18 protein-coding genes, 4 tRNA genes and 1 pseudogene are annotated in these 21,066 nt (G+C 71.4%); 15 read left to right on the top strand and 8 right to left on the bottom strand.

Annotation, left to right across the window (positions count from 1 at the left end; all coding sequences use genetic code 11):
- Positions 1–13 precede the first annotated feature (13 nt).
- Positions 14–1,345 (top strand): tyrosine-type recombinase/integrase, encoded by a 1,332-nt coding sequence (locus tag K1T34_RS47565; protein ID WP_370643557.1) that lies wholly within the window; start codon positions 14–16, stop codon positions 1,343–1,345.
- A gap of 49 nt (positions 1,346–1,394) precedes the next feature.
- Here K1T34_RS47565 and K1T34_RS47560 read toward each other — a convergent pair.
- From K1T34_RS47560 to K1T34_RS47545, 4 genes are all read right to left on the bottom strand, one after another.
- A tRNA-Val gene (locus tag K1T34_RS47560) sits at positions 1,395–1,469 on the bottom strand.
- Between the two features lies 1 nt (position 1,470).
- Positions 1,471–1,541 (bottom strand) — tRNA-Cys (locus tag K1T34_RS47555).
- 26 nt (positions 1,542–1,567) lie between these two features.
- Positions 1,568–1,640 (bottom strand) — tRNA-Gly (locus tag K1T34_RS47550).
- A 127-nt stretch (positions 1,641–1,767) separates the two neighbouring features.
- Positions 1,768–2,193 carry an SsgA family sporulation/cell division regulator gene (locus tag K1T34_RS47545; RefSeq protein WP_220241370.1) on the bottom strand — a complete coding sequence of 142 codons (426 nt, stop codon included), beginning with the start codon at positions 2,191–2,193 and terminating at the stop codon, positions 1,768–1,770.
- A 385-nt stretch (positions 2,194–2,578) separates the two neighbouring features.
- Here K1T34_RS47545 and K1T34_RS47540 point away from each other — a divergent pair.
- The 10 genes and pseudogenes from K1T34_RS47540 (at position 2,579) to K1T34_RS47495 (ending at position 12,562) form a co-directional block, all read left to right on the top strand.
- Positions 2,579–2,653: transfer RNA gene (locus K1T34_RS47540), tRNA-Val, on the top strand.
- Positions 2,654–3,648: 995 nt separating this feature from the next.
- The gene (locus K1T34_RS47535; protein WP_220247783.1) at positions 3,649–5,235 is read left to right on the top strand and encodes a sugar transferase; all 1,587 of its coding nucleotides are present in this window, start codon (positions 3,649–3,651) and stop codon (positions 5,233–5,235) included.
- Between the two features lie 180 nt (positions 5,236–5,415).
- Positions 5,416–7,443 (top strand): threonine--tRNA ligase, encoded by a 2,028-nt coding sequence (gene thrS / locus K1T34_RS47530; protein ID WP_220241369.1) that lies wholly within the window; start codon positions 5,416–5,418, stop codon positions 7,441–7,443.
- Complete coding sequence (locus tag K1T34_RS47525) at positions 7,440–7,988, top strand: HIT domain-containing protein (protein ID WP_220241368.1); 549 nt, start codon at positions 7,440–7,442, stop codon at positions 7,986–7,988. The genes thrS and K1T34_RS47525 overlap by 4 nt, the downstream gene beginning before the upstream one ends.
- A gap of 66 nt (positions 7,989–8,054) precedes the next feature.
- Complete coding sequence (locus tag K1T34_RS47520) at positions 8,055–8,585, top strand: MarR family winged helix-turn-helix transcriptional regulator (RefSeq protein WP_220241367.1); 531 nt, start codon at positions 8,055–8,057, stop codon at positions 8,583–8,585.
- 100 nt (positions 8,586–8,685) lie between these two features.
- Positions 8,686–9,309: pseudogene (gene pgsA / locus K1T34_RS47515) on the top strand (phosphatidylinositol phosphate synthase); the annotation flags it as partial.
- Positions 9,310–9,449: 140 nt separating this feature from the next.
- Positions 9,450–10,367 (top strand): phosphatidylinositol mannoside acyltransferase, encoded by a 918-nt coding sequence (locus tag K1T34_RS47510; RefSeq protein ID WP_220241366.1) that lies wholly within the window; start codon positions 9,450–9,452, stop codon positions 10,365–10,367.
- A gap of 16 nt (positions 10,368–10,383) precedes the next feature.
- Positions 10,384–11,529 (top strand): glycosyltransferase family 4 protein, encoded by a 1,146-nt coding sequence (locus tag K1T34_RS47505; protein ID WP_220247782.1) that lies wholly within the window; start codon positions 10,384–10,386, stop codon positions 11,527–11,529.
- A complete protein-coding gene (locus K1T34_RS47500; RefSeq protein WP_220241365.1) occupies positions 11,526–12,014 on the top strand; it encodes an NUDIX hydrolase in 489 nt (162 codons plus the stop codon). The genes K1T34_RS47505 and K1T34_RS47500 overlap by 4 nt, the downstream gene beginning before the upstream one ends.
- Before the next feature lie 35 nt (positions 12,015–12,049).
- Positions 12,050–12,562 carry an XdhC family protein gene (locus tag K1T34_RS47495; RefSeq protein WP_220241364.1) on the top strand — a complete coding sequence of 171 codons (513 nt, stop codon included), beginning with the start codon at positions 12,050–12,052 and terminating at the stop codon, positions 12,560–12,562.
- Between the two features lie 27 nt (positions 12,563–12,589).
- Here K1T34_RS47495 and K1T34_RS47490 read toward each other — a convergent pair whose 3' ends face one another.
- Positions 12,590–14,698, bottom strand: a complete 2,109-nt coding sequence (locus tag K1T34_RS47490; protein WP_220241363.1) for an elongation factor G-like protein EF-G2 — start codon at positions 14,696–14,698, stop codon at positions 12,590–12,592.
- Between the two features lie 144 nt (positions 14,699–14,842).
- On the opposite strand from K1T34_RS47490, the gene K1T34_RS47485 reads away from it, so the two are divergent.
- Together K1T34_RS47485 and K1T34_RS47480 are read left to right on the top strand one after the other, a co-directional pair.
- Positions 14,843–16,294, top strand: coding sequence for an FAD-binding oxidoreductase (locus K1T34_RS47485; protein WP_220241362.1), 1,452 nt, complete (start codon positions 14,843–14,845; stop codon positions 16,292–16,294).
- Positions 16,295–16,352: 58 nt separating this feature from the next.
- Complete coding sequence (locus K1T34_RS47480) at positions 16,353–17,318, top strand: DUF5937 family protein (protein ID WP_220241361.1); 966 nt, start codon at positions 16,353–16,355, stop codon at positions 17,316–17,318.
- Positions 17,319–17,321: 3 nt separating this feature from the next.
- Here K1T34_RS47480 and K1T34_RS47475 read toward each other — a convergent pair whose 3' ends face one another.
- Together K1T34_RS47475 and K1T34_RS47470 are read right to left on the bottom strand one after the other, a co-directional pair.
- Entirely contained in the window at positions 17,322–17,642 is a 321-nt protein-coding gene (locus K1T34_RS47475) for an AzlD domain-containing protein (RefSeq protein WP_220241360.1), read from the bottom strand.
- Entirely contained in the window at positions 17,642–18,337 is a 696-nt protein-coding gene (locus tag K1T34_RS47470) for an AzlC family ABC transporter permease (protein ID WP_220241359.1), read from the bottom strand. The genes K1T34_RS47475 and K1T34_RS47470 overlap by 1 nt, the downstream gene beginning before the upstream one ends.
- Before the next feature lie 70 nt (positions 18,338–18,407).
- Between K1T34_RS47470 and K1T34_RS47465 the strand changes: the two genes are divergently transcribed.
- Positions 18,408–18,971: a helix-turn-helix domain-containing protein gene (locus K1T34_RS47465; RefSeq protein ID WP_220247781.1), complete on the top strand. Its 564-nt coding sequence runs from the start codon at positions 18,408–18,410 to the stop codon at positions 18,969–18,971.
- Positions 18,972–19,012: 41 nt separating this feature from the next.
- On the opposite strand, the gene pdxS is transcribed toward K1T34_RS47465, so the two are convergent.
- Positions 19,013–19,927 (bottom strand): pyridoxal 5'-phosphate synthase lyase subunit PdxS, encoded by a 915-nt coding sequence (gene pdxS / locus K1T34_RS47460; protein WP_220241358.1) that lies wholly within the window; start codon positions 19,925–19,927, stop codon positions 19,013–19,015.
- 454 nt (positions 19,928–20,381) lie between these two features.
- Here pdxS and pdxT point away from each other — a divergent pair, with 454 nt between their 5' ends.
- A complete protein-coding gene (pdxT, locus tag K1T34_RS47455) occupies positions 20,382–21,041 on the top strand; it encodes a pyridoxal 5'-phosphate synthase glutaminase subunit PdxT (RefSeq protein WP_220241357.1) in 660 nt (219 codons plus the stop codon).
- Positions 21,042–21,066: the final 25 nt, after the last annotated feature.

Genomic DNA, 21,066 nt, shown 5'->3' with positions numbered 1-21,066 from the left:
AAAGGAAGTTGAGATGGCCTTCGGCCAGAAAGAGCCCGGCACGGGTGAGTGGCGTGCCCGGTACAAGCGTCCCGATGGGACGTGGGGGAACAGGTCAGGGTTTCCCACGAAGAAGGCTGCCGAGGACTGGGGCGTGGAGCAGGAGGCGCTGATCCGACGGAACCTGTGGCTGGATCCGCGTGATGGCGAAACCCGGTTTGCCGACTTCGCCGAGGCGTGGTTGGACGCTGTGCGTCCGCGGCTGGAGCTGAACACGGCCGCGAAGTACCGATCGTTCCTCGACAACCAGCTGCTCCCGCAGTGGCAGGCGTGGCCCTTGATCGCGATCTTCAACGGCTATGTCGAGATCGAGCGGTGGCTCTCGGAGCTGCATGAGGATTACGCGGAGTCGTCGGTGTCGTCGTACTTCGCGTTGTTCTCGACCATCCTCAACGGCGCTGTCCGTGCGCGGATGATCCCAGCCAACCCGTGCAGCGGGGTCCGCGTGACCAGTGGCGAGTTCGACACCGAGCGGCTGGTCGCCAGTCCGGCCCAGGCGCTGCGGGCTGCCATGCGTCTCTACGAGATGGGTCTGGGGATGTCGGGGTTCGTGTTGTGCCTGATGGACTTCTACACCGGTGCCCGATGGGGTGAACTTGTTGGGCAGCAGCGGCACGAGTACGACGCCGAACGCCGCGGGATCGAGATCCGGACACCGCTGAAGGAAGTCGGTGGGAAGGTCTACAAGGGAGGCCGGAAGAGTAATGATCACCACTTGGACGGTCGCTCGCGGCCGCCGACGAGGCGTGGGAACACCCGGCCGAAGAAGGGGCGGACGAAGACTCCGGCGGGGACTCGGTTCGTGGCGCTGCCGTCGGGGATCGCGGTGCTCTACGAGGAGCTGATGGACAGCCACCGTGATCCCTTCGTGTTGTCCACGCCGGAGGGGCGCCCCTGGCGGCGGTCGAATTTCCGGATCCGGTTCTGGCGGCCGGCGTGGGACGGGATCGAGTTGGACGACGCTGGGGCGGGGGAGCGGCGACCGCCGATTCTGCCGACATTCACTTTCCACGAGGGCCGGCACACGCACAGCACGTGGCTGACCGAGGACGGGATCCCGGAGGTGGCGCGGCGGGCGCGGCTGGGGCAGAAGATGAAGGGGATTGCGCGGGTTTACGACCATGTGACTCCGGCGATGGTGAACGAGATCCTGGATGCGTTGGAGGAGCGCTGGCTGCGGTCGCTGGCTTCGCTGTATCCGGGGGAGCGGGCGAAGCTGGTGTCGTGGTTCCCGCACCTGCGGTCTCGACGGACGATCGGGCCCGGGCCTGGGGCCATCGCCGGATCATCGCCGTCTGACGACTGAAGCCCCGCCCCTCCGGGGAGGGACAGGGCTTCTGACCTGCGGTTTTGGCTGGTGCGCGATACTGGGATTGAACCAGTGACCTCTTCCGTGTCAGGGAAGCGCTCTCCCGCTGAGCTAATCGCGCGAGGTGGAGACGGGATTCGAACCCGTGTACACGGCTTTGCAGGCCGTTGCCTCGCCTCTCGGCCACTCCACCGTGCAAGGCCTCGAAAGAGCCTTTCGAGCGGACGACGGGATTCGAACCCGCGACCCTCACCTTGGCAAGGTGATGCGCTACCAGCTGCGCTACGTCCGCACTCTTCGCGGGTCCCGAATGCCCGGCCTGTGGCCCGGCACCCCGTCGCCGTGGTGTGTGAGAACCATATCGGACCCCGAAAACCGCCCCGTCACCGGGGGGCCATCTCCCGGTTGCGGGGCTGTGATCAGGTGAGATCGTTGGGGATGAGGTGGGTCAGGGCGTCGTCGACGTCGACCCACAGGTGTTCGTTGCCGGGGAGCACCACGTCGTACGTGCGGTCGAGGAAGTCGGCGAGCTCCTGGGCGGAGGCCTCGAACATGGCGTGCCCGGAGGGTGAGTTGAGCTCGATGAGCACGGACTCGGGGTCTTCGACGGAGGGGCGGATTCGCACGTCGCCGTCGCCGGCGTCGGCGAGGAGGCCGTCGGCGAGGAGGTCGCGGGCGTAGACCCACTCGACCCAGCCCGCGCGGCCGGTGCGGAAGGCGGCGACGACCGCGTAGGGGTCGCGAGTGTCGTAGCGCAGTTCAACCTTGACCGGAACCGCCGGGGTTCGCGGCGCCAGCAGGTCGAAGACCGCCGTCGAGCGGAGCGTCACGTGATCGTTGCGCATCGTCCTACCCTTCGTCTCCCTTCCCGGCCCGGACGACCGAGGACGACGATGAGACGCTCCGGAAAGCCGATTCCGTCGCGGGTTTTCCGGAGATCACCCGTCCGTGGTCGGCAGTACCGTTCCGTCCTTCGTCGCCCGCGCCGCGCAGCCCTACGCGGGCGCCCGCTGGGCAACCACACGTACATACTGCGCGGTTCGACCGTCGCGCGATAGCACCGTCGCACGGATGACGAAGCCGGGCGCGAGCGGCCCCACCGCGGCACAACCCCGGCTAGCTCGGGGTTGTTCGCTCCGTATTCGCTGGTAGACGCAGGGTGTTCGCCGCCAACCACCCGTTTGCAGGCCCTCGAAAGTCGTGTTGTAGAGTTGTCCTCACTCCACGAGCGGGCGATTAGCTCAGGGGGAGAGCGCTTCGTTCACACCGAAGAGGTCACTGGTTCGATCCCAGTATCGCCCACCACATCGAGGCCCCGGATCCCACGATCCGGGGCCTCGAGTGTTTTTCGCGCAAGAATCTTCGCAGGTCAGCACCTCGCGGTGGCGCGACCCGGCCCGGCGGTCGGGACACCCGGTCCGATCCGGTCGATCACAGCTCCACAACGGTCTCGGCACAGGTTCCTGACCTGCAATTTGCAGGTCGCACGCGGACAAATGACCTTCGCCGCACGGGTCGCGGCGTTTTTGTGGCACGCGGGCTCGCGCCGGCGCCGAGGATGTGATCCTGAGCACTTTCTCGATCACGTCGGTGTTCGGACCACCCGAACGGCCGCACGCAGTTCGCCGGCGCTCCGACCGCGGGTCGGCTGCGCAGTCCGCCGACGTTCGAAGGTTTCCGTCCGAGGCGCGGCCGTTCCGGTGAACCTGCCGCGCTTCCGAGGCGCCCCAACGACCTCGTGCGCCGGCGGGCGCGGTTCGGCAAGACGGGTGAACGAGGCGATCCCGCGGTGGGAGCACGGCGTGATCGACGCGCCGGCGCGCGCACCCCGGGGGAGTATGGGGCCCGGCCGAGACTTCGCGTGTGACGAAAACCCGACGCCGTGACACCGTGAAGCAGAATGTCACCCCCCGGCGCGGCCCGATCCGCCGGAACTCCGGGAAAATCCACAGTGGACGCGTCCGGACCGGAGTGTCCACAGTGGAACATCCCGGTGGCCGGGACGCCCCGGCCACAGCGCCGAGGATGGTGGAAGATTGACTACATTCCGTAGTTATCGGTAGGTTGCCACTTATTACTCATCGTCATCATCCCGTTATCATCAAGCCATTCATTTGCGTGAAAGAGCAGCAGGATGTGGCTGGAATCCTTGTAACGAGTCCCGGATAGCCGCCGATACCTTGGCGTGTGTCGCTCCTTTGGTGGCTGAATCGGGTACGGGTCTTGATCACGCTCCGAGATCAAACTCGTTCACGCAGCGTGCCGGCGGAGACCTTCGAACCATGCTCCTGGGAGGTCTGATGGAAGAGTCGGTGCGGCCCACATCCACGGTCAGCGAACCGCCGCCGCACATCGACCTCCAGGCGATGCCGGAGATCCCCGCGATTCCCGAACCCGCCGGCGCCGGGAGGGTGAAGACCGCGACGGCCGCGGATGCCGCGCGGGCCTCGCACGCGACCCGGCCCGCGCCCGTCGAGTCGACCACGGCCAAATCGCATCCCGCTTCGTGGGAGAAGCGTTACCGCGCCTGGGTCATCGCCAGTGACATCGTCGCCGCCTTCGTGGTGATCGGCGTCAGCGCCTTCGTGATCGACCGCGTGGCACCGCAGGACATGCACGCGTTCGGCACGGCCCTGGCGGTGCTGTGCGCGCTGCCGGTCAGCCGCGCGTGGAGCCCGCGCGTGCTCGGCGAAGGACCCGAGGAGTACCGGACGCTCGGGCGCGGCCTCATCACCGCCGCCGTGCTGGTTGCGCTCGGCGGCCTGCTCTTCCGCGCGCTCGACGTGCAGCCGTGGGTGTTCATCGTGGTGCCCGTGATCGCGCTGTTCGCCTTCCCCCAGCGCTACCTGCTGCGCCAGGTCCTGCACCGCAAGCGCCGCCGCGGCCTGTGCCTGCTGCCCGTGATGGCGGCCGGCAGCCCCGGGACGGTGGCCGACCTCATCGCCCGCACGAAGACCGAGGCGCACGTCGGCTGGCGCGTGGAAGCGGTCTGCACGGTCGACGGCGGCACGGACCGCGGCAGCGGCGAGATCGACGGCGTGCCCGTGGTGGGCCGGCTCGAGGAACTCTCCCGGCACGTGCGCCGCGGTGGCTACCGCGTGGTCGCCATCACCGCGGACCAGTACTGGACGCCGAAGCGGTTGCAGCGCCTCGCGTGGGACCTCGAAGGCACCGCCGCGGAGCTGGTCGTGGCGCCGGTGCTGATGGAGGTCGCGGGGCCGCGGCTCAACGTCTCGGGTGTGCTCGGCATGCCGCTGCTGCGGGTCACGGCGCCGCGGTTCACCGGTGGCCGACGGCTCGTCAAGGAGGTCGTCGACCGCTGTGGCGCGGCGTTCCTCCTGACGCTGTTCTCCCCGTTGCTGCTGGCGATCGCGCTCGCCGTGAAGCTCGGCGACCGCGGCCCGGTGATCTACCGGCAGCGCCGCGTCGGCAAGGACGGCAAGAACTTCACGATGCTGAAGTTCCGCACGATGGTCCCGAACGCCGACAAGATCCGCCAGAACCTCGAAGCCGACAACGAAGGCGCCGGGCCGCTGTTCAAGATGAAGCGCGACCCGCGCGTGACCCGCGTCGGCGGGCTGCTGCGCCGCTATTCGCTCGACGAGCTGCCCCAGCTGTTCAACGTGCTCGCGGGACGCATGTCGCTCGTCGGCCCGCGCCCGCCGCTGCCGGAGGAGACGCGGCAGTACGCGCCCGACGCCCGCCGCCGGCTGCTCGTGAAGCCCGGCCTCACCGGCCTGTGGCAGGTCAGCGGCCGCAGCGACCTGTCCTGGGCCGACAGCATCCGGCTCGACCTGCGCTACGTCGAGGACTGGTCGCTCGCGCTGGACCTGGTGATCATGTGGAAGACCTTCCGGGCCGTCGTCGGCGGGGACGGCGCCTACTGAGCGCCCGACGAGGTCCGTCGAAGCGGCCGCCGACCACCCGGTCGGCGGCCGCTTCCGTGGTCGGGGGGACGAGTCCGGGAGAGCCGCCCCGGTTAGCGCCGACACGCGTGAGGCGCCCGCGGGCCGCCGACTAGCATCAACCGGAGTCATTCTTGTCACTTGCCCCAGAAGGAGCCGATCGTGTCGCATCCGCCGTCAGCCGCCGCCGTCCCCGCCGAGCGCGTGGTGGTCCCGGCGGGCACTACGGCGGGAGCCGCGGTCCGCGAGGCCGGGCTGCCGACCAAGGGCCCGGACACGATCGTCGTCGTGCGCGATGCCGAGGGAAAGCTGCGCGACCTCGCCTGGGCGCCGGAGGCAGACGCCGCGGTGGAGCCCGTCGCGGCGAACACCGAAGACGGCCGCAGCGTGATCCGCCACTCGGCCGCCCATGTGCTGGCGCAGGCCGTGCAGCAGGAGTTCCCCGACGCGAAGCTCGGCATCGGGCCGCCGGTCAAGGACGGCTTCTACTACGACTTCGCTGTCGACAAGCCCTTCACCCCGGAAGACCTGCAGGCGCTCGAGAAGCGCATGAAGCAGATCGTGAAGGGTGCCCAGCAGTTCTCCCGCCGCGTGTTCGACTCCGTGGACGAGGCGAAGAAGGAGCTGGCGAACGAGCCGTTCAAGCTCGAGCTGGTCGACCTCAAGTCCGAAGTGGACACCGACGAGGTGATGGAGGTCGGTGGCGGCGAGCTGACCATCTACGACAACCTCGACCCGCGCACCAAGGAGCGCGTGTGGAGCGACCTCTGCCGCGGCCCGCACGTGCCCACCACGAAGTTCATCCCCGCGTTCAAGCTCACCCGTGTGGCCGCCGCCTACTGGCGCGGCAGCGAGAAGAACCCGCAGCTGCAGCGGATCTACGGCACGGCGTGGGAATCGGGCGAGGCGCAGGACGCCTACCTCGAGCGCATCGCCGAGGCCGAGCGCCGCGACCACCGCCGCCTCGGCGCCGAGCTCGACCTGTTCTCCTTCCCGGAGGAGATCGGCTCCGGGCTGCCGGTGTTCCACCCGAAGGGCGGCATCATCCGCCGCGAGCTGGAGAATTATTCGCGCCGCCGCCACGAGGAGGCCGGCTACGAGTTCGTGAACACGCCGCACATCTCCAAGGGCGAGCTGTTCCACACCTCCGGCCACCTGCCCTACTACGCCGACACGATGTTCCCTCCGGTCAAGTTCGACGACGAGGACTACTACCTCAAGGCCATGAACTGCCCGATGCACAACCTGATCTACCGCTCACGCGGGCGGTCGTACCGGGAGCTGCCGCTGCGGCTGTTCGAGTTCGGCACCGTGTACCGGTACGAGAAGTCGGGTGTGGTCCACGGCCTCACCCGCGTGCGCGGCCTCACGATGGACGACTCGCACATCTACTGCACCAAGGAGCAGATGCCGGGCGAGCTGCGCTCGCTGCTGAAGTTCGTGCTCGACCTGCTGGCCGACTACGGGCTGTCGGACTTCTACCTCGAGCTGTCCACCCGCGGTGACTCCGAGAAGTTCATCGGCGAGGACTGGGAATGGGAGGAGGCCACGGAGACGCTGCGGCAGGCCGCGATCGACTCCGGTCTCGAGCTCGTGCCCGACCCGGGCGGCGCCGCGTTCTACGGCCCGAAGATCTCCGTGCAGGCGAGGGACGCCATCGGCCGCACCTGGCAGATGTCCACGATCCAGCTGGACTTCAACCAGAACAAGCGCTTCAACCTCGAGTACACCGCGTCCGACGGTTCGCGCCAGCGCCCGGTGATGATCCACCGCGCGCTGTTCGGCTCGATCGAGCGGTTCTTCGGCGTGCTGACCGAGCACTACGCCGGCGCGTTCCCCGCGTGGCTCTCGCCGGTGCAGGTCGTGGGCATCCCGATCACCGCCGACCAGGTCGAGTTCCTCGACGGCGTGCAGAAGGCGTTGCGCGCCAAGGGGATCCGGGCCGAGGTCGACGCGAGCGACGACCGCATGCAGAAGAAGATCCGCACCCACACCACGCAGAAGGTGCCCTTCCTGCTCCTGGCGGGCGCGAAGGACGCCGAGGCGGGCGCGGTGTCGTTCCGCTTCCGCGACGGCGGCCAGATCAACGGCGTGTCCGTGGACACCGCCGTCGACGCCATCGCCGAGTGGGTGGCCGGCCGCGAGAACGCCTCGCCGAGCGCGGAGGCCGTGGAGAAGATCCTGCGGTGAGCGACGCGGACGGTCCCGAGATCGTCGAGCAGGACGGAGTGGGGGTCCCGGACGCGCTGCAGCGGCTGTGGACCCCGCACCGGATGGCCTACATCAAGGGGCAGGAGAAGCCGGACGACGACGAGTCCGACGGCTGCCCGTTCTGCCGCATCCCGGGCCTCGACGACGAGACGGCGCTGATCCTGGCGCGGGGCGAGACGGTGTACGCGGTGCTGAACCTGTACCCGTACAACCCCGGTCACCTCATGGTGGTGCCGTACCGCCACGTGGCCGACTACACCGACCTGACCGGGGCCGAGACGCGCGAGCTGGCCGAGTTCACCCAGCACGCCATGCGCGTGGTGCGGGCGGTGTCGGCGGCGCACGGGTTCAACCTCGGGATGAACCAGGGCGTGATCGCCGGCGCGGGCATCGCGGCGCACCTGCACCAGCACCTGGTGCCGCGCTGGGGCGGCGACGCCAACTTCATGCCGGTGATCGGGCACACCAAGGTGCTGCCGCAGCTGCTCGGCGAGACGAGGAAACTCCTGGCCGACGCGTGGTGAAGACCACGGGACGCGGGAGTGTACCGGCGCGGTAATTGAGCACTCAATCAGGGGTAACATGGGGGTATGTCCGAACCTCGCTGGCTTTCCGAAGACGAGCAACGCGTCTGGCGTGACTTCTCCCAGGCCGCCGCGCTGTTGCAAGCGCACCTCGAAGGCCAGCTGCAACACGACTCGGGCATGCCGCACACCTACTACGAGGTCCTGGTGGCGCTGTCGGAGGCCGACGGGCGCCGGCTGCGGATGAGTGAGCTCGCCGAAGCGCGCGGCTCCTCGCGCAGCCGCCTGTCCCACGCCGTGGCGCGGCTGGAGGGCAAGGGCTGGGTGCGGCGCGAGTCGTGCCCCACCGACAAGCGCGGCGCGTGGGCGGTGCTCACCGACGCCGGGTTCGCGGCGCTCGAGACGGCGGCCCCCGGCCACGTCGAGGCCGTGCGCGAGAGCCTCTTCGACCGGCTGACGCCGGAGCAGGCGCAGCAGCTGGGCGAGATCAGCTCGGCGATCCTCGGCGGTCTGCGGCCCCAATGCGCGGCCGCGATCGCGGCCGAGGAGGCGGGCGAATTCGTGGCCCCGGTCGTCGAACTGCCGAAATCAGGCTGATCGCCCGGCGGGTCGCGGGGCGGGACGTCGGCCCCGTGCCGGCGGGTCGATAGGCTTTCCTGGCCCACCCACCCTCGAGCCAGGTGCACCAGACGACGAGATGCTCAACATTTTCGCCCGTGCCTCAGTCTCCCGCGTCACCGATCCGATCGGTCGGACGCTGGTCCGTGCCGGACTGACTCCGAACGCGATGACCGTGATCGGCACCGCGGGTGCCGTGGCGTGCGCGCTGGTCTTCTTCCCGCAGGGGCTCCTGCTGTGGGGAACCTTCACCGTGTGGGGGTTCGCCATGCTGGACCTCCTCGACGGCGCGATGGCCAGGGCCCGCGGTTACGGCACCCCGTTCGGAGCCGTCCTCGACGCGACGTGCGACCGCTTGGTGGACGGCGCGCTGTTCGCCGCCATCGCGTGGTGGTGCTTCGTGGTCGACCACAACAACCGCGCGGCCGCGGCCGCCCTGATCTGCCTGGTGCTCGCCCAGGTCATCTCCTACGTGAAGGCCCGCGCCGACGCGTCGGGCCTCGAAGCCGACGGCGGCCTCGTCGAGCGAGCCGAGCGGCTGATCATCGCGCTCGTCGGCACCGGCCTGCACGGCCTCGGTGTGCCGTACACGGTGGAGATCACGCTCTGGCTGCTCGCCGTGCTGTCGGTAATCACGCTGCTGCAGCGCGGTGCCGCCGTCGCGAAGGCCGCGCGAGCCGTGGCCGAGCAGGCAAAGCAAGCCGCGGAAGCCACGAAAGCCGAGCAAGCCGCGGAAGCCACGAAAGCCGAGCAGGCCCAGCAAGCCAGGTCGGCCGAGCAAGCCGCCACCGCTCAGGCCGAGCAGGCCCCGACCGGCGACGTGCAGACAGGCGGGGCGCAGCCGTGAGCGCGCTGTCCCAGCGGCTCGGCGAGTTCGGCTACACGGCGGGCTGGCAGCTCGCCCGCCGGATGCCCGAGCCGATGGGGACGACGGTGTTCGCCCTCGGCGCCGACCTCGCCACCCGCCGCGGCGGCGGGGGCGTGCGCCAGCTGCGCGCCAACCTCGCGCGGGTCGTGCCGCAGGCCGACGAGACGGAGCTCGACGAGCTCGTCCGCCGGGCCATGCGGTCGTATGCGCGGTACTGGTACGAGACGTTCCGGCTGCCGTCGATGGACCGCGCCGAGGTGATCTCCAAGGTCGGCGCCGCGATCACGGGTGTCGAGAACATCGACGCCGCCCTCGCCGAGGGCAACGGCGCGGTGATCGCGCTGCCGCACAGCGGAAACTGGGACGCGATCGGGGTGTGGCTGGCCGACCGGCTCGGCGGGTTCACCACGGTCGTCGAACGGCTCAAGCCCGAGTCGCTGTTCAACCGGTTCGTGGCCTACCGCGAGTCGCTCGGGTTCGAGATCGTGCCGCTCACCGGCGACAGCGCGGCGATGCGCTTGCTGCTGAAACGCCTGCGGGAGAACAAGGTCGTGTGCCTGGTCGGCGACCGCGATCTCACCACGAGCGGTGTCCCGGTGCGGTTCTTCGGCGAGCGCACGCACATGCCCGCGGGCCCGGCGCGGCTCGCGGCCACCACCGGGGCCGCGCTGTTGCCCGCCGGCTCGTGGTTCAGCGAGGACGGCTGGCAGGTCCGCGTGCACCCGCGCATCCGCGTGACCGCCCGCGCCGAGGTGCCCGCGGCCACGCAGGCGCTGGCCGACGCGTTCGCCGGCGACATCGCGGCGCACCCGGCCGACTGGCACATGCTGCAGAAGATCTGGCTCGCCGACCTCGAGGCCGCCGAGCGCGGCAGCCTCGAAGAAGTGGGCTGACGCGGTGGCGGGCGGGCTGAAGATCGGGATCGTGTGCCCCTACTCGTTCGACGTGCCGGGCGGGGTGCAGGGGCACGTGATCGACCTCGCGCGGGCGCTCATCGCGCGGGGCCACCAGGTGTCCGTGCTGGCGCCCGCCGACGAGGACGCCGTGCTGCCGGACTTCGTGCACCCCGCGGGCAAGGCGCTCGGCATCCCGTACAACGGCTCGGTCGCGCGGCTGCAGTTCGGGCCGGTCTCCTACTCGCGGGTGCGGCGCTGGATCCGGGACAACGGGTTCGACGTGCTGCACCTGCACGAACCGGCCGCGCCCAGCCTGTCGCTGCTCGCCCTGAAGGTGGCTGACGGGCCGATCGTCGCGACCTTCCACACGGCGACCACGCGCTCGCGCACACTGGCGGCGTTCCAGCCCGTGCTGCGGCCGCTACTGGAGAAGATCACCGCGCGCATCGCGGTGTCGGCGCTCGCCCGCCGGGTGCAGGTCGAGCACGCCGGGGGCGACGCGGTCGAGATCCCCAACGGCGTCGACGCCGAGTTCTTCGCGCGCGCCACGCCGCTCGACGGCTACCCGCGCGCGGGCGGCACGGTCGGGTTCGTGGGCCGGTTCACCGAGCCGCGCAAGGGCATGGACGTGCTGCTGGAGGCGTTGCGCCGGCTGCAGCCGGAGTTCGAGGACCTGCGGCTGCTCGTGGTCGGCCGCGGCGACCCGGACCAGCTCCGGCGCATGGCCGGCCCCGAGCTGTGGCCGCACGTCGAGCTGCTCGGCCAGGTCGACGACGCCACGAAGGCGCGCGCGCTGCGCAGCGTCGACGTGTACTGCGCGCCGAACACCGGCGGCGAGAGCTTCGGCATGATCCTCACCGAGGCCATGGCCTCGGGCACGCCCGTGCTGGCCAGCGGGCTCGACTCGTTCCGCCGCGTGCTCGACGACGGCAAGGCCGGGCAGCTCGCGGCGACCGGCGACGCCGGCGCGCTCGCCGACGGCCTGCGCGAGCTGCTCGGCGACCCGGCCCGGCGCGCGTCGCTGGCCGCGGCGGCGGGGGAGCGCGTGACGGCGTACGACTGGTCGGTCGTCGTCACCCAGGTGCTGCGCGTGTACGAGACCGCGATCGCCGCCGACCCGAGGCTGGTCGTTGCGGCAGAGCGGGAGTTCGCGCGGTGACCTGGCTCGCGTGGCTGATCCCCGTGCTGGCCGCGATCGTGGTGCTGGGCGGGCTTTTCCTCGTCGCGACGGCCAACCGCCTCGACCGCCTCCACGTGCGCACGGACGCCGGCTGGGCCGCGCTCGACGCGGCGCTGGCGCGGCGCGCGGTGGTCGCCCGGGCCGTCGCGGCCTTACTGGACGGCACCGGCCCCGGTCTGCACGCCGCGGCCGAGCGGGCCGAACGCGCGTCCCGCGCCGAACGCGAGGCCGACGAAAACGAGCTGACCCTGCGCCTCGGCGCCATCGACCGGGCAACGCTGCCACTGGTGCTGGCCGAGGAGCTCACCGACGCCGAGCACCGGGTGGTCATCGCCCGCCGCGTGCACAACGACGCCGTGCGCGACACCCTCGCGCTGCGGCGCCGGCGGAAAGTGCGGTACTTCAAGCTCGCCGGGACGGCGCCGCTGCCGGAGTACTTCGAGTTCGCCGAACCCGAGGTGTGACGGGAATTCCGGGTGACGGTGGCAGACTGAGGCGCATGACCGTCGAACCGGATGCCTGCGCCGTCGCCCACGGCGCTCCCGAAGCGAACCCCGACGCGCGGACCCTGGTCGTCGTGTTCGCGTCGCCGGTGGCCCGGTACCTGCTGAGCTACGCCGCCGACCTGGGCTACCACACCGTGCTGTTCGAGCCGGACGCCGCGCGCGCCACCGACGTGCGGACGGCGTGCGACATCCGCACCGCGATGCCGGCGCTCGACAAGACCGCGGACGTCGTGGTGACCGACCACCACCGCCCCGAGCTGGGCCTGGTGTTGCGCGACGCGCTCGCGGAGGACACCCGCTGGGTCGGCGTTCTGGGCAACCCGCGTCACGAAGGGCCGCACGTGTCGGCGCTGACGGCTCTGGGCGTGCCGGCGCCGGACATCGCGCGGGTGCACCGCCCGGTGGGGCTGAACATCGGCTCGCGCAAGCCGGCCGAGATCGCCATCGCCGTGCTGGCCGGCCTCATCGCCGACCGCAACGACAAGCCGGGCGGCTTCGAGTTCTGAGTCTCCGCGGTCAGACCGGCACTGCGCTCACAGAGGCACCGCCCCTTCCGGCAGTGGTTCGAACCGGGCGTGGACGCGGGTGAACGTGGCCGTGCCCGACGTCAGCGAACGCAGGTCGATCGCGTACCGCAGGAGTTCCGCGGCGGGCACCTCGGCGTTGATGACCGTCCGGCCGCCCTCGCCCGACTCGGTGCCGAGGACCCGCCCGCGGCGGGACGACAGGTCGCCGAGAACGGTGCCCAGGTGCTCGTCCGGGAGCGTGACGGCGACGGTGTCCAAGGGTTCCAGCAACGTGATCCGGCTGGCGGCCGCGGCTTCCCTCAGGGCGAGCGCACCGGCGGTCTGGAACGCGGCGTCCGACGAGTCGACGCTGTGGGCTTTGCCGTCGACGAGCGTCACGCGCACGTCGACGACCGGGTGCCGGTCGACGAGCCCGCGCTTGAGCTGCGCGCGGACGCCCTTCTCCACGCTCGGGATGAAGTGGTGCGGCACCGAGCCACCGACGACCTTGTCCACGAACTCGAAACCGCTGCCGCGCGGCAACGGTTCCACTTCGATGTCACACACGGCGAACTGGCCGTGGCCGCCGGACTGCTTCACGTGGCGGCCGTGGCCGCGGGCGGGTTTGCCGAACGTGGCGCGCAGGCTGATGCGCACCGGTTCGGTGTCCACGTCGGCGCCGCCGGCGCGCAGCCGGGACAGGACGACGTCGGCGTGCGCCTCGCCCATGCACCAGAGCACGAGCTGACCGGTCTCGGCGTTGCGGTCGAGCCGCAGTGTCGGGTCGCCGGCCACGAGGCGCGACAGGTTGCGCGAGAGCGTGTCCTCGTCGCTGCGGGTCTTCGCGATGATGGCGACCGGCAGGAGCGGCTCGGGCATGCGCCAGGGTTTCATCACCAGCGGGTCGTCCGGCGACGAGACGGTGTCGCCCGTTTCCGCCGAGCCGACCTTGGTCAGCGCGCACAGATCGCCCGCCACGCAGTAGGGGACTTCGCGCAGCGCGGAGCCGAGCGGCGAGTACAGGTGCGCCACGCGTTCGTCGGCGTCGTGGTCCTCGTGCCCGCGCTCGGCGAGGCCGTGGCCGGACACGTGCACCGCGTTCTCCGGCCGTAGCGTCCCCGAGAACACCCGGACGAGCGACACGCGGCCGACGTAGGAGTCCACGGCCGTGCGCACGACCTCCGCCGCGAGCGGTCCGGCGGGGTCGGCCGTCAGATCACCGTGGGGGCCGCCGTCGGGGGTCGTGACGCCCGGCAGGGCGTGCTCCAGCGGTGACGGGAACGCGCGCACGATCCCGTCGAGCACCTCCGCGAGCCCGATGCCGCTGGTGGCACACACGGGGATGACGGGGTGGAACGACCCGCGCGCCACGGCCGTCTCGAGATCGGCGATGAGCGTGTCCTCGGAGATCTCCTCGCCGCCGAGGTAGCGCTCCATGAGGGTCTCGTCCTCGCTCTCGGCGATGATGCCCTCGATGAGCGCGTTGCGGGCGTCTTCGAGCCCGGCGAGGTCGGCCGGGTCGGGCTCGCCGATCCGCGGCGGGTAGCCGGCCGAGTAGTCGAAGTAGCGCTGGGTGATGAGGCCGACCAGCCCGTCGCGGGCCGGCAGGTAGAGCGGCAGCACGCCCGCGCCGAACGCGGCCTGGCAGGCGGCGATCTCCGCGAGCGCGTCGGCCCGGTGGTGGTCGAGGCGGGAGACGATCACGGCCCGGGGCATCCCGACCGATGCGCACTCCTCCCACACGGCGACCGTCGCGGCGTCGACGCCTTCGGCCGCGCACACCACGAACAGCGCGGCGTCGGCGGCGCGCAGCCCGGCCCGCAGCTCACCCACGAAATCGGCGTACCCCGGCGTGTCGATCAGGTTGATCTTGTGGCCCTGGTGCAGCACCGGCGCCACCGACAGCCCGACGGAACGCTGCTGGCGCTGTGCGGCCGGGTCGTGGTCGCACACCGTGGTGCCCTCGACGACCGACCCGGCGCGCGGGACGGTGCCCGACGCCGCGAGCAACGCCTCGGTGAGCGTGGTCTTCCCGGAACCCGAAGGCCCGACCAGTACGACGTTGCGCACCCGGGCGGGGTCGGCCACAGCGACGGCGGCCCCGGTGTCGGTACTCCTGCTCTGTTTGTCGGCCATAGCGACTCCTCGGCGAACGGCTGGTGTACGCGATGTGTCCTCGATCACACACCCGCTACCCTGGGCAGGGCAAGGCAGGGCCGGGGGGACCACGCGTTTGCTCCCCGGTGGGTTCCGGCCTCGGGCCGGGCAGGGGGGAGCGGGATGACGATCAGCAGGCGCACGTTCCTGTGGGTGTCCGGGGCGGCGGTACCGGTGGCGGCGGGCCTGGGGGCCACCACTCCGGACACGGCGCCGGACCGGTGGGCGGCCCTTCGGCGGCGGCTTTCGGGGGCGTTGCTGGTGCCCGGCGACACGGGGTACGAGGCCGCCCGCCACGGCTATTTCACGTTGTACGACCACCACCCGGCGGCGATCGCCGGCTGTGTGAGCGAGGCGGAGGTGCAGGCGTGCGTGGACTTCGCCGCGCAGCACGGCATCCCGGTGGCCGCGCGCTCGGGCGGGCACAGCTACGTCGGGTACTCCACTGTGGACGGCGGCCTGGTGGTGGACGTGGGGCGGCTCGACGGGATCCGCGTCCTCGGCCACGGACGGGCCGTGGTGGGTGCGGGCGCGCGGCTGGGGCCGGTGTACCAGGCGCTCGGTTCGGCCGGGCGGGCGCTGGCGGCGGGCACGTGCCCGACCGTCGGCATCGCCGGGCTGACGCTCGGTGGGGGAGTCGGCGTGCTGGGCCGCAAGCTCGGGCTCACGTGCGACCAGCTCGAGTCGGCGCGGGTCGTGACGGCGGACGGCGTGGCGCGCACGGTGTCGGCGCATCAGCACGCGGACCTGTTCTGGGCGTTGCGCGGCGGCGGGGGCGGCAACTTCGGCATCGTCACGTCGTTCACCTTCCGGACCGCCGAGGCGCCCGACCTCACGTCGTTCAGCCTGCAGTTCCCGCCCGAGACGGCCGCGACGCTGTTCGCCGAGTGGCAGGACTGGCAGCCGCGGATGCCCGACGAGCTCTGGTCCGACCTCGGGCTCGGCGCCACGGCGGCGAACTTCGGCGGCTGCTTCGCAGGTCCGCGCAGCCAGCTGAAGCCGATCCTCGACGACTTCGTCCGCCGGGTGGGCGCCGCGCCGCTGAAGCGTGAGGAGCCGGAGACCGATTTCCTCGGCGCGATGAGGTACTTCGCCGGCTGCACGGACCTCGCGGGTTCGGCGTGCGGCCCCGGCTGGGGCGGCGGCACCGGCAAGATCGGGACCGCGGCGTACGTGGCGACCTCGCGGATGCTGATGCGCCCGGCCAAGGATCCGGCCGCGGTCCTCGAGCTGCTGAGCGAGGACCCGGATTCTTACACGATCGTGGACGGTGGCGGCGGCGCGATCGCGCGCGGCGACTCGGCTTTCCCGCACCGGCGGGCGCTCGCGAGCTTCCAGTTCACCCACGGGCTGGAGCACGCGACCGAAACCGCGGCAAGGCGCGCGATCGGGCGAATTCGCGACGGGCTCGGGCCGGAATTCGGCACAACCGGTTACGTCAACTACCTCGATCCGGAAATGCCCGACTGGGGTCAGGCCTATTACGGCGGAAACCTGCCCCGGCTGCGCGCCCTCGCCCGCCGGTACGACCCGGACCGCGTGTTCGCCTTCCCGCAAGGGGTTACCCCGGCCTGACTGTCCACAACGGATTGTTTTACACTTCTCCGATTCCCGTTTTTCGAGGAGGAGGAACGTGCTGGAGCTGGCGTGGTCGGTGGACGAATTGGCGCGAACGAGGCTCGCGTTCTCCCCGTTGTGGGAAATCGTGGCGAGCGTCCGGGTGCTGGCGCGTCCGGGGGAGCACGCGCTGCACCTGCCGTGGGTGCGCAAGGCGTCGGGCGCGCTGGCCGACGCGGGCATCGACGTCACGCCGCTCGCCGATCTCGTCGCCGGCCGCTCGGTGCCGCGGTTCCTCACGCCCACGCCGGCTTCGCCCGTGCCGCAGCTGGCCGACGAGCTCGCGGACCTGCGCGACGTCGCCCCGCGCGCGGTGCGGCGCGAGCTGGAGGCGATGGACCCGCCGCGCTCGGCCGCGCTGACCCGCTTGCACCGCGCCCCGGAGGCGGGGCTCGACCGGCTCGCGGAGCTGATGGAGCGGTACTGGGCGGTGGCGCTGGCGCCCGCGTGGCCACGCATGCGGGCCCTGCTGGAAGGCGACGTGCTGCACCGTTCGCGCCTGCTCGCCGCCGGTGCGGCTGAGGACCTGTTCCGCGACCTGGCGCCCGCTGTCCACTGGGCCGAGGGCGCGCTGATCGTCGCGCAGCGCCACGTCCCCGGCACGGGCGCGCCGCACGGCCACGGGCTCGTGCTGGCGCCGTCGGTGTTCGTCTGGCCGCGCGTGATCTCCCGGACCCACGCGGGCCGGCAGCCCGTGCTGCGCTATCCGGCCCGCGGCGTCGCCGGCCTGTGGGAATCCGGCGGAACCGCGTCGTCGGCGGCCCTGCGCGGGGTGCTCGGCCGCAGCCGCAGCACGCTCCTCACCTCACTGACCACGCCGGCGGACGTCGGCGAGCTGGCGCGCCGCACGGGCCTGAAGCAGGGTGTTGTCGCGAAGCACCTCCAGCTCCTGCGCACCGCCGGCTTGGTCGCCACGGCCCCCGACGGCGTCCACTCGCGCACGGTCGCCGCCGACGCCGTGGTGACCGCGGCCGACGACTGAGCGTCAGGGGACTCCGGCCAGCCGCAGCAGCGCCGCCGTCGCCGCGGCGGCCACGACCACGGCCACGAACGGGGCTTTGCGCCAAGCCAGCACACCGCCGACCAGCACCCCGGCCGGCCGGGCGACGCCGGCGAACGCATGCCCGTCCATCAGCGCGCTTGTCGCGACCAACGCGGCCAGCAGGACGACGGCAGACAGCGCCATGAGCCGCTGGGCGCGAGGGGAGAGGCGCACGCGCGTGCGCAGCACCGGCCCCGCGAAGCGGAAGGCGAACGTGCCTGCCGCGAGGACCGCGGTGGCGATCAGGAGCTCGACGCCGTCCATCAGTGGGCTCCTTCCAGCGTCTTCGGTTCCTTGGCCGCGACGCCGACGAGCACGCCGGCCAGCGCCAGCAGCACCGGGAGACCCGCGGGCAGGAACGGGGTCGCCACCAGGGCGACCACCACGCCCACGGCGACGGGCAGCCGGGTGGCGCGGTCGCGCAACGACGGCAGCACGAGGGCCAGCAGCACGGCCGGGAACGCAGCGTCCAGGCCGAAGGCGGCGGTGTCGCTGATCGCGGTGCCGGCGAAGGCGCCCGCGACGCAGCCGGCGTTCCACGCGACGAACAGGCCCGCGCCGCACGCCCAGTAGGCCGCGCGGCGGCGCCCGGAATCGCGCTGGGCCAGGGCGAAGGCCACCGACTCGTCGATCATCAGGTGGCTGCCGGCGATGCGGGCGGCCCACTTCGAGCCGAAGACGTCGCCGATCGCGAAGCCGAACGGCAGGTGCCGCGCGTTCACCAGCAGGCCCGCGACCACGGCGGCCAGCGGGTTGCCGCCGCCGGCGATGATGCCCACCAGCATGAACTGCGACGCGCCCGCGAAGACCAGCAGCGACAGCAGCATCGGAGCCCATAGCGGGAAGCCCGAGCTCACCGCGATGGCGCCGTAGGAGACGCCCACGAGGCCGTCGGCCACGCAGACGAGCGCGATGTCCCGGGTCAGCTCCCGGTCGAGTGTTCGCCAAATCGAACGCATAGTGCCTTATGCTGAACACAAGACCGGGTGTTCGTCAAGGCGAACGGAAAGACTGATGGAGCGAACACGCATGTCGCAGGAGACCACCGGCGCGCCGCTGGAGATCATCGCCGCGTCGCTGCGCCGCGAGCGCACCCGTGCGGGCCTGTCGCTCACCGAGGTCGCGCGCCGCGCAGGCCTGGCGAAGTCGACGCTGTCGCAGCTGGAGTCCGGCTCGGGCAACCCGAGCGTGGAGACGCTGTGGGCCCTCGGCGTGGCGCTCGACGTGCCGTTCTCCCGGCTCGTGGAACCCCAACGGCCCCAGGTCCGCGTGATCCGCGCGGGCAAGGGGCCGACGGTGTTCGCCGAGCACGCCGACTACGCGTGCACGCTGCTGTCCGCGTGCCCGCCCTCGGCGCGCCGGGACATGTACGTGATCCGCGCGGAGCCGGGCACTCCGCGCAGGTCGGATCCGCACATGAACGGCGTGGTCGAGCACATCGTGATCTGCGCCGGACGGGCCCGCGTCGGCGTGCGCGACGACCCGGTCGAGCTGCTGCCCGGCGACTACATCTGCTACCCCGGGGACGTGCCGCACATCTTCGAGGCGCTGGAGGCCGGCACGTTCGGGGTGGAGATCTCGGAGTACTCGTGAAAGGAGTACTCGTGAAAAACCGGTGGTGAAAAACCCGGGGCTTACCAGCCGCGCTCGGCGAGCCGGTGCGGCTCCGCCAGCTCCTCGACGTTGATGCCCACCATCGCCTCGCCGAGGCCGCGCGAGACTTTGGCCAGCACGTCGGGGTCGTCGTAGAACGTCGTCGCCTTGACGATGGCCTCGGCGCGCTGCGCGGGGTTGCCGGACTTGAAGATGCCCGAGCCCACGAACACGCCCTCGGCGCCGAGCTGCATCATCATCGCCGCGTCGGCCGGGGTCGCGATGCCGCCCGCGGTGAAGAGCACCACCGGCAGCTTGCCGTTCTGCGCGACCTCCTTGACCAGCTCGTACGGTGCCTGCAGCTCCTTCGCCGCGACGAACAGCTCGTCCTCGGGCAGTGAGGACAGCTTGCGAATCTCGGCGCGGATCTGGCGCATGTGGGTCGTGGCGTTGGAGACGTCACCGGTGCCGGCCTCGCCCTTGGACCGGATCATCGCCGCGCCCTCGGTGATACGGCGCAGCGCTTCGCCCAGGTTGGTCGCGCCGCAGACGAAGGGGACGGTGAAGGCCCACTTGTCGATGTGGTTGGCGTAGTCGGCGGGCGTGAGCACCTCGGACTCGTCGATGTAGTCGACGCCGAGCGACTGCAGCACCTGCGCCTCGACGAAGTGGCCGATGCGGGCCTTTGCCATGACCGGGATCGAGACGGTCTCGATGATGCCGTCGATCAGGTCCGGGTCGCTCATGCGAGCGACGCCGCCCTGGGCGCGGATGTCGGCGGGCACGCGCTCGAGCGCCATGACCGCGACCGCGCCGGCGTCCTCGGCGATCTTCGCCTGCTCGGCGGTGACCACGTCCATGATCACGCCGCCCTTGAGCATCTCCGCCATGCCGCGCTTGACCTTGGCGGTGCCGGTGACGGACTGGGGTTCGGGGGTGGTCTGCTGCTCGGACACTTCGGGGGCCTTTCTCGGGACGGACTCCTGCACCTTCGAGCGTAGGGGTGTGGTGGACCGGTGAACCAGGCCAGTGCCCGGCTATCTCGGCAGTCCACTTTCCGAGTGGCCACCACCTGCGGATCCGGTCGCCGCGGGGCGGTGTCGGCCGCGTCACGTGCCGCCGGATCGACGCTGACCTGCGCCGGTGCCGACGGGGTACCCTGGAGGTACGGATGGGGGTCGCTTCGCGGATTCCCGGTGCTGTCCGGCCGGTGGGTGTCGTGAGCTCCGGCAAGATCCCCCTCGAGGTGGCCACTCGGCGACGTTTCGGGAAGGCCACTTGTCGGCGCCGGAGTCCGGTGGCCGGCCCGGTCCCTCGGGTGGGTGACAGCCGGCCGACCGCCCGCTGACCTGGCCGGGAGGCCCGCGAGGCGTCCCCCTAAGCTGAGCAGAACGTCTTTCGGGAGGTCGGGTGGCGACAGCTTCGGGAGCACGGCCGACAGTCGGTGTGCTCGCCCTGCAGGGCGCCGTGCGCGAGCACGTCGCGATGCTGGAGCGCGCGGGTGCGCACGCCGTGCCCGTGCGCCGCGAGGCGGAGCTGTCCGAAGTGGACGGCCTGGTGCTCCCCGGCGGGGAGTCCACCACCATGTCGCGGCTGCTGGAGAGCTTCGAGCTGCTCGAGCCGCTGCGAGCGCGGATCGCGGACGGGATGCCCGCCTTCGGCTCGTGCGCCGGGTTGATCCTGCTGGCGCGCCAGGCGCTCGACGGGCGCCCGGACCAGCAGCAGCTCGGCGGGCTCGACGTGGTCGTCCGGCGCAACGCGTTCGGCAGGCAGGTCGACTCGTTCGAGGTGGATCTCGACTTCGCGGGTGTCGAAGGCGGGCCCGTGCACGCGGTCTTCATCCGGGCCCCGTGGGTCGAGAAGGCGGGGGCGGGCGTCGAGGTGCTGGCCACCGTGCCGGCGGCGCTCGTGCCGGGAGACTCGGTGCCCGAAGATCCCGCGGTCGGTGAGCCCGAGGCTAGGATCGTCGCCGTCCGGCAGGGGTCGGTGCTGGCCACGGCGTTCCACCCGGAGATCACCGGGGACGAGCGGGTGCACCGGTTGTTCGTCGAGCTCGTGCGAGAAGCCTGAGCAGGGATTGCGGCGTGCGCGCGAC

The sequence above is a fragment of the Amycolatopsis sp. DSM 110486 genome, from assembly GCF_019468465.1.
Taxonomy (GTDB): domain Bacteria; phylum Actinomycetota; class Actinomycetes; order Mycobacteriales; family Pseudonocardiaceae; genus Amycolatopsis.
Note: the sequence above shows the minus strand (reverse complement) of the source record. Positions and strands in the feature narration are given on the sequence as shown.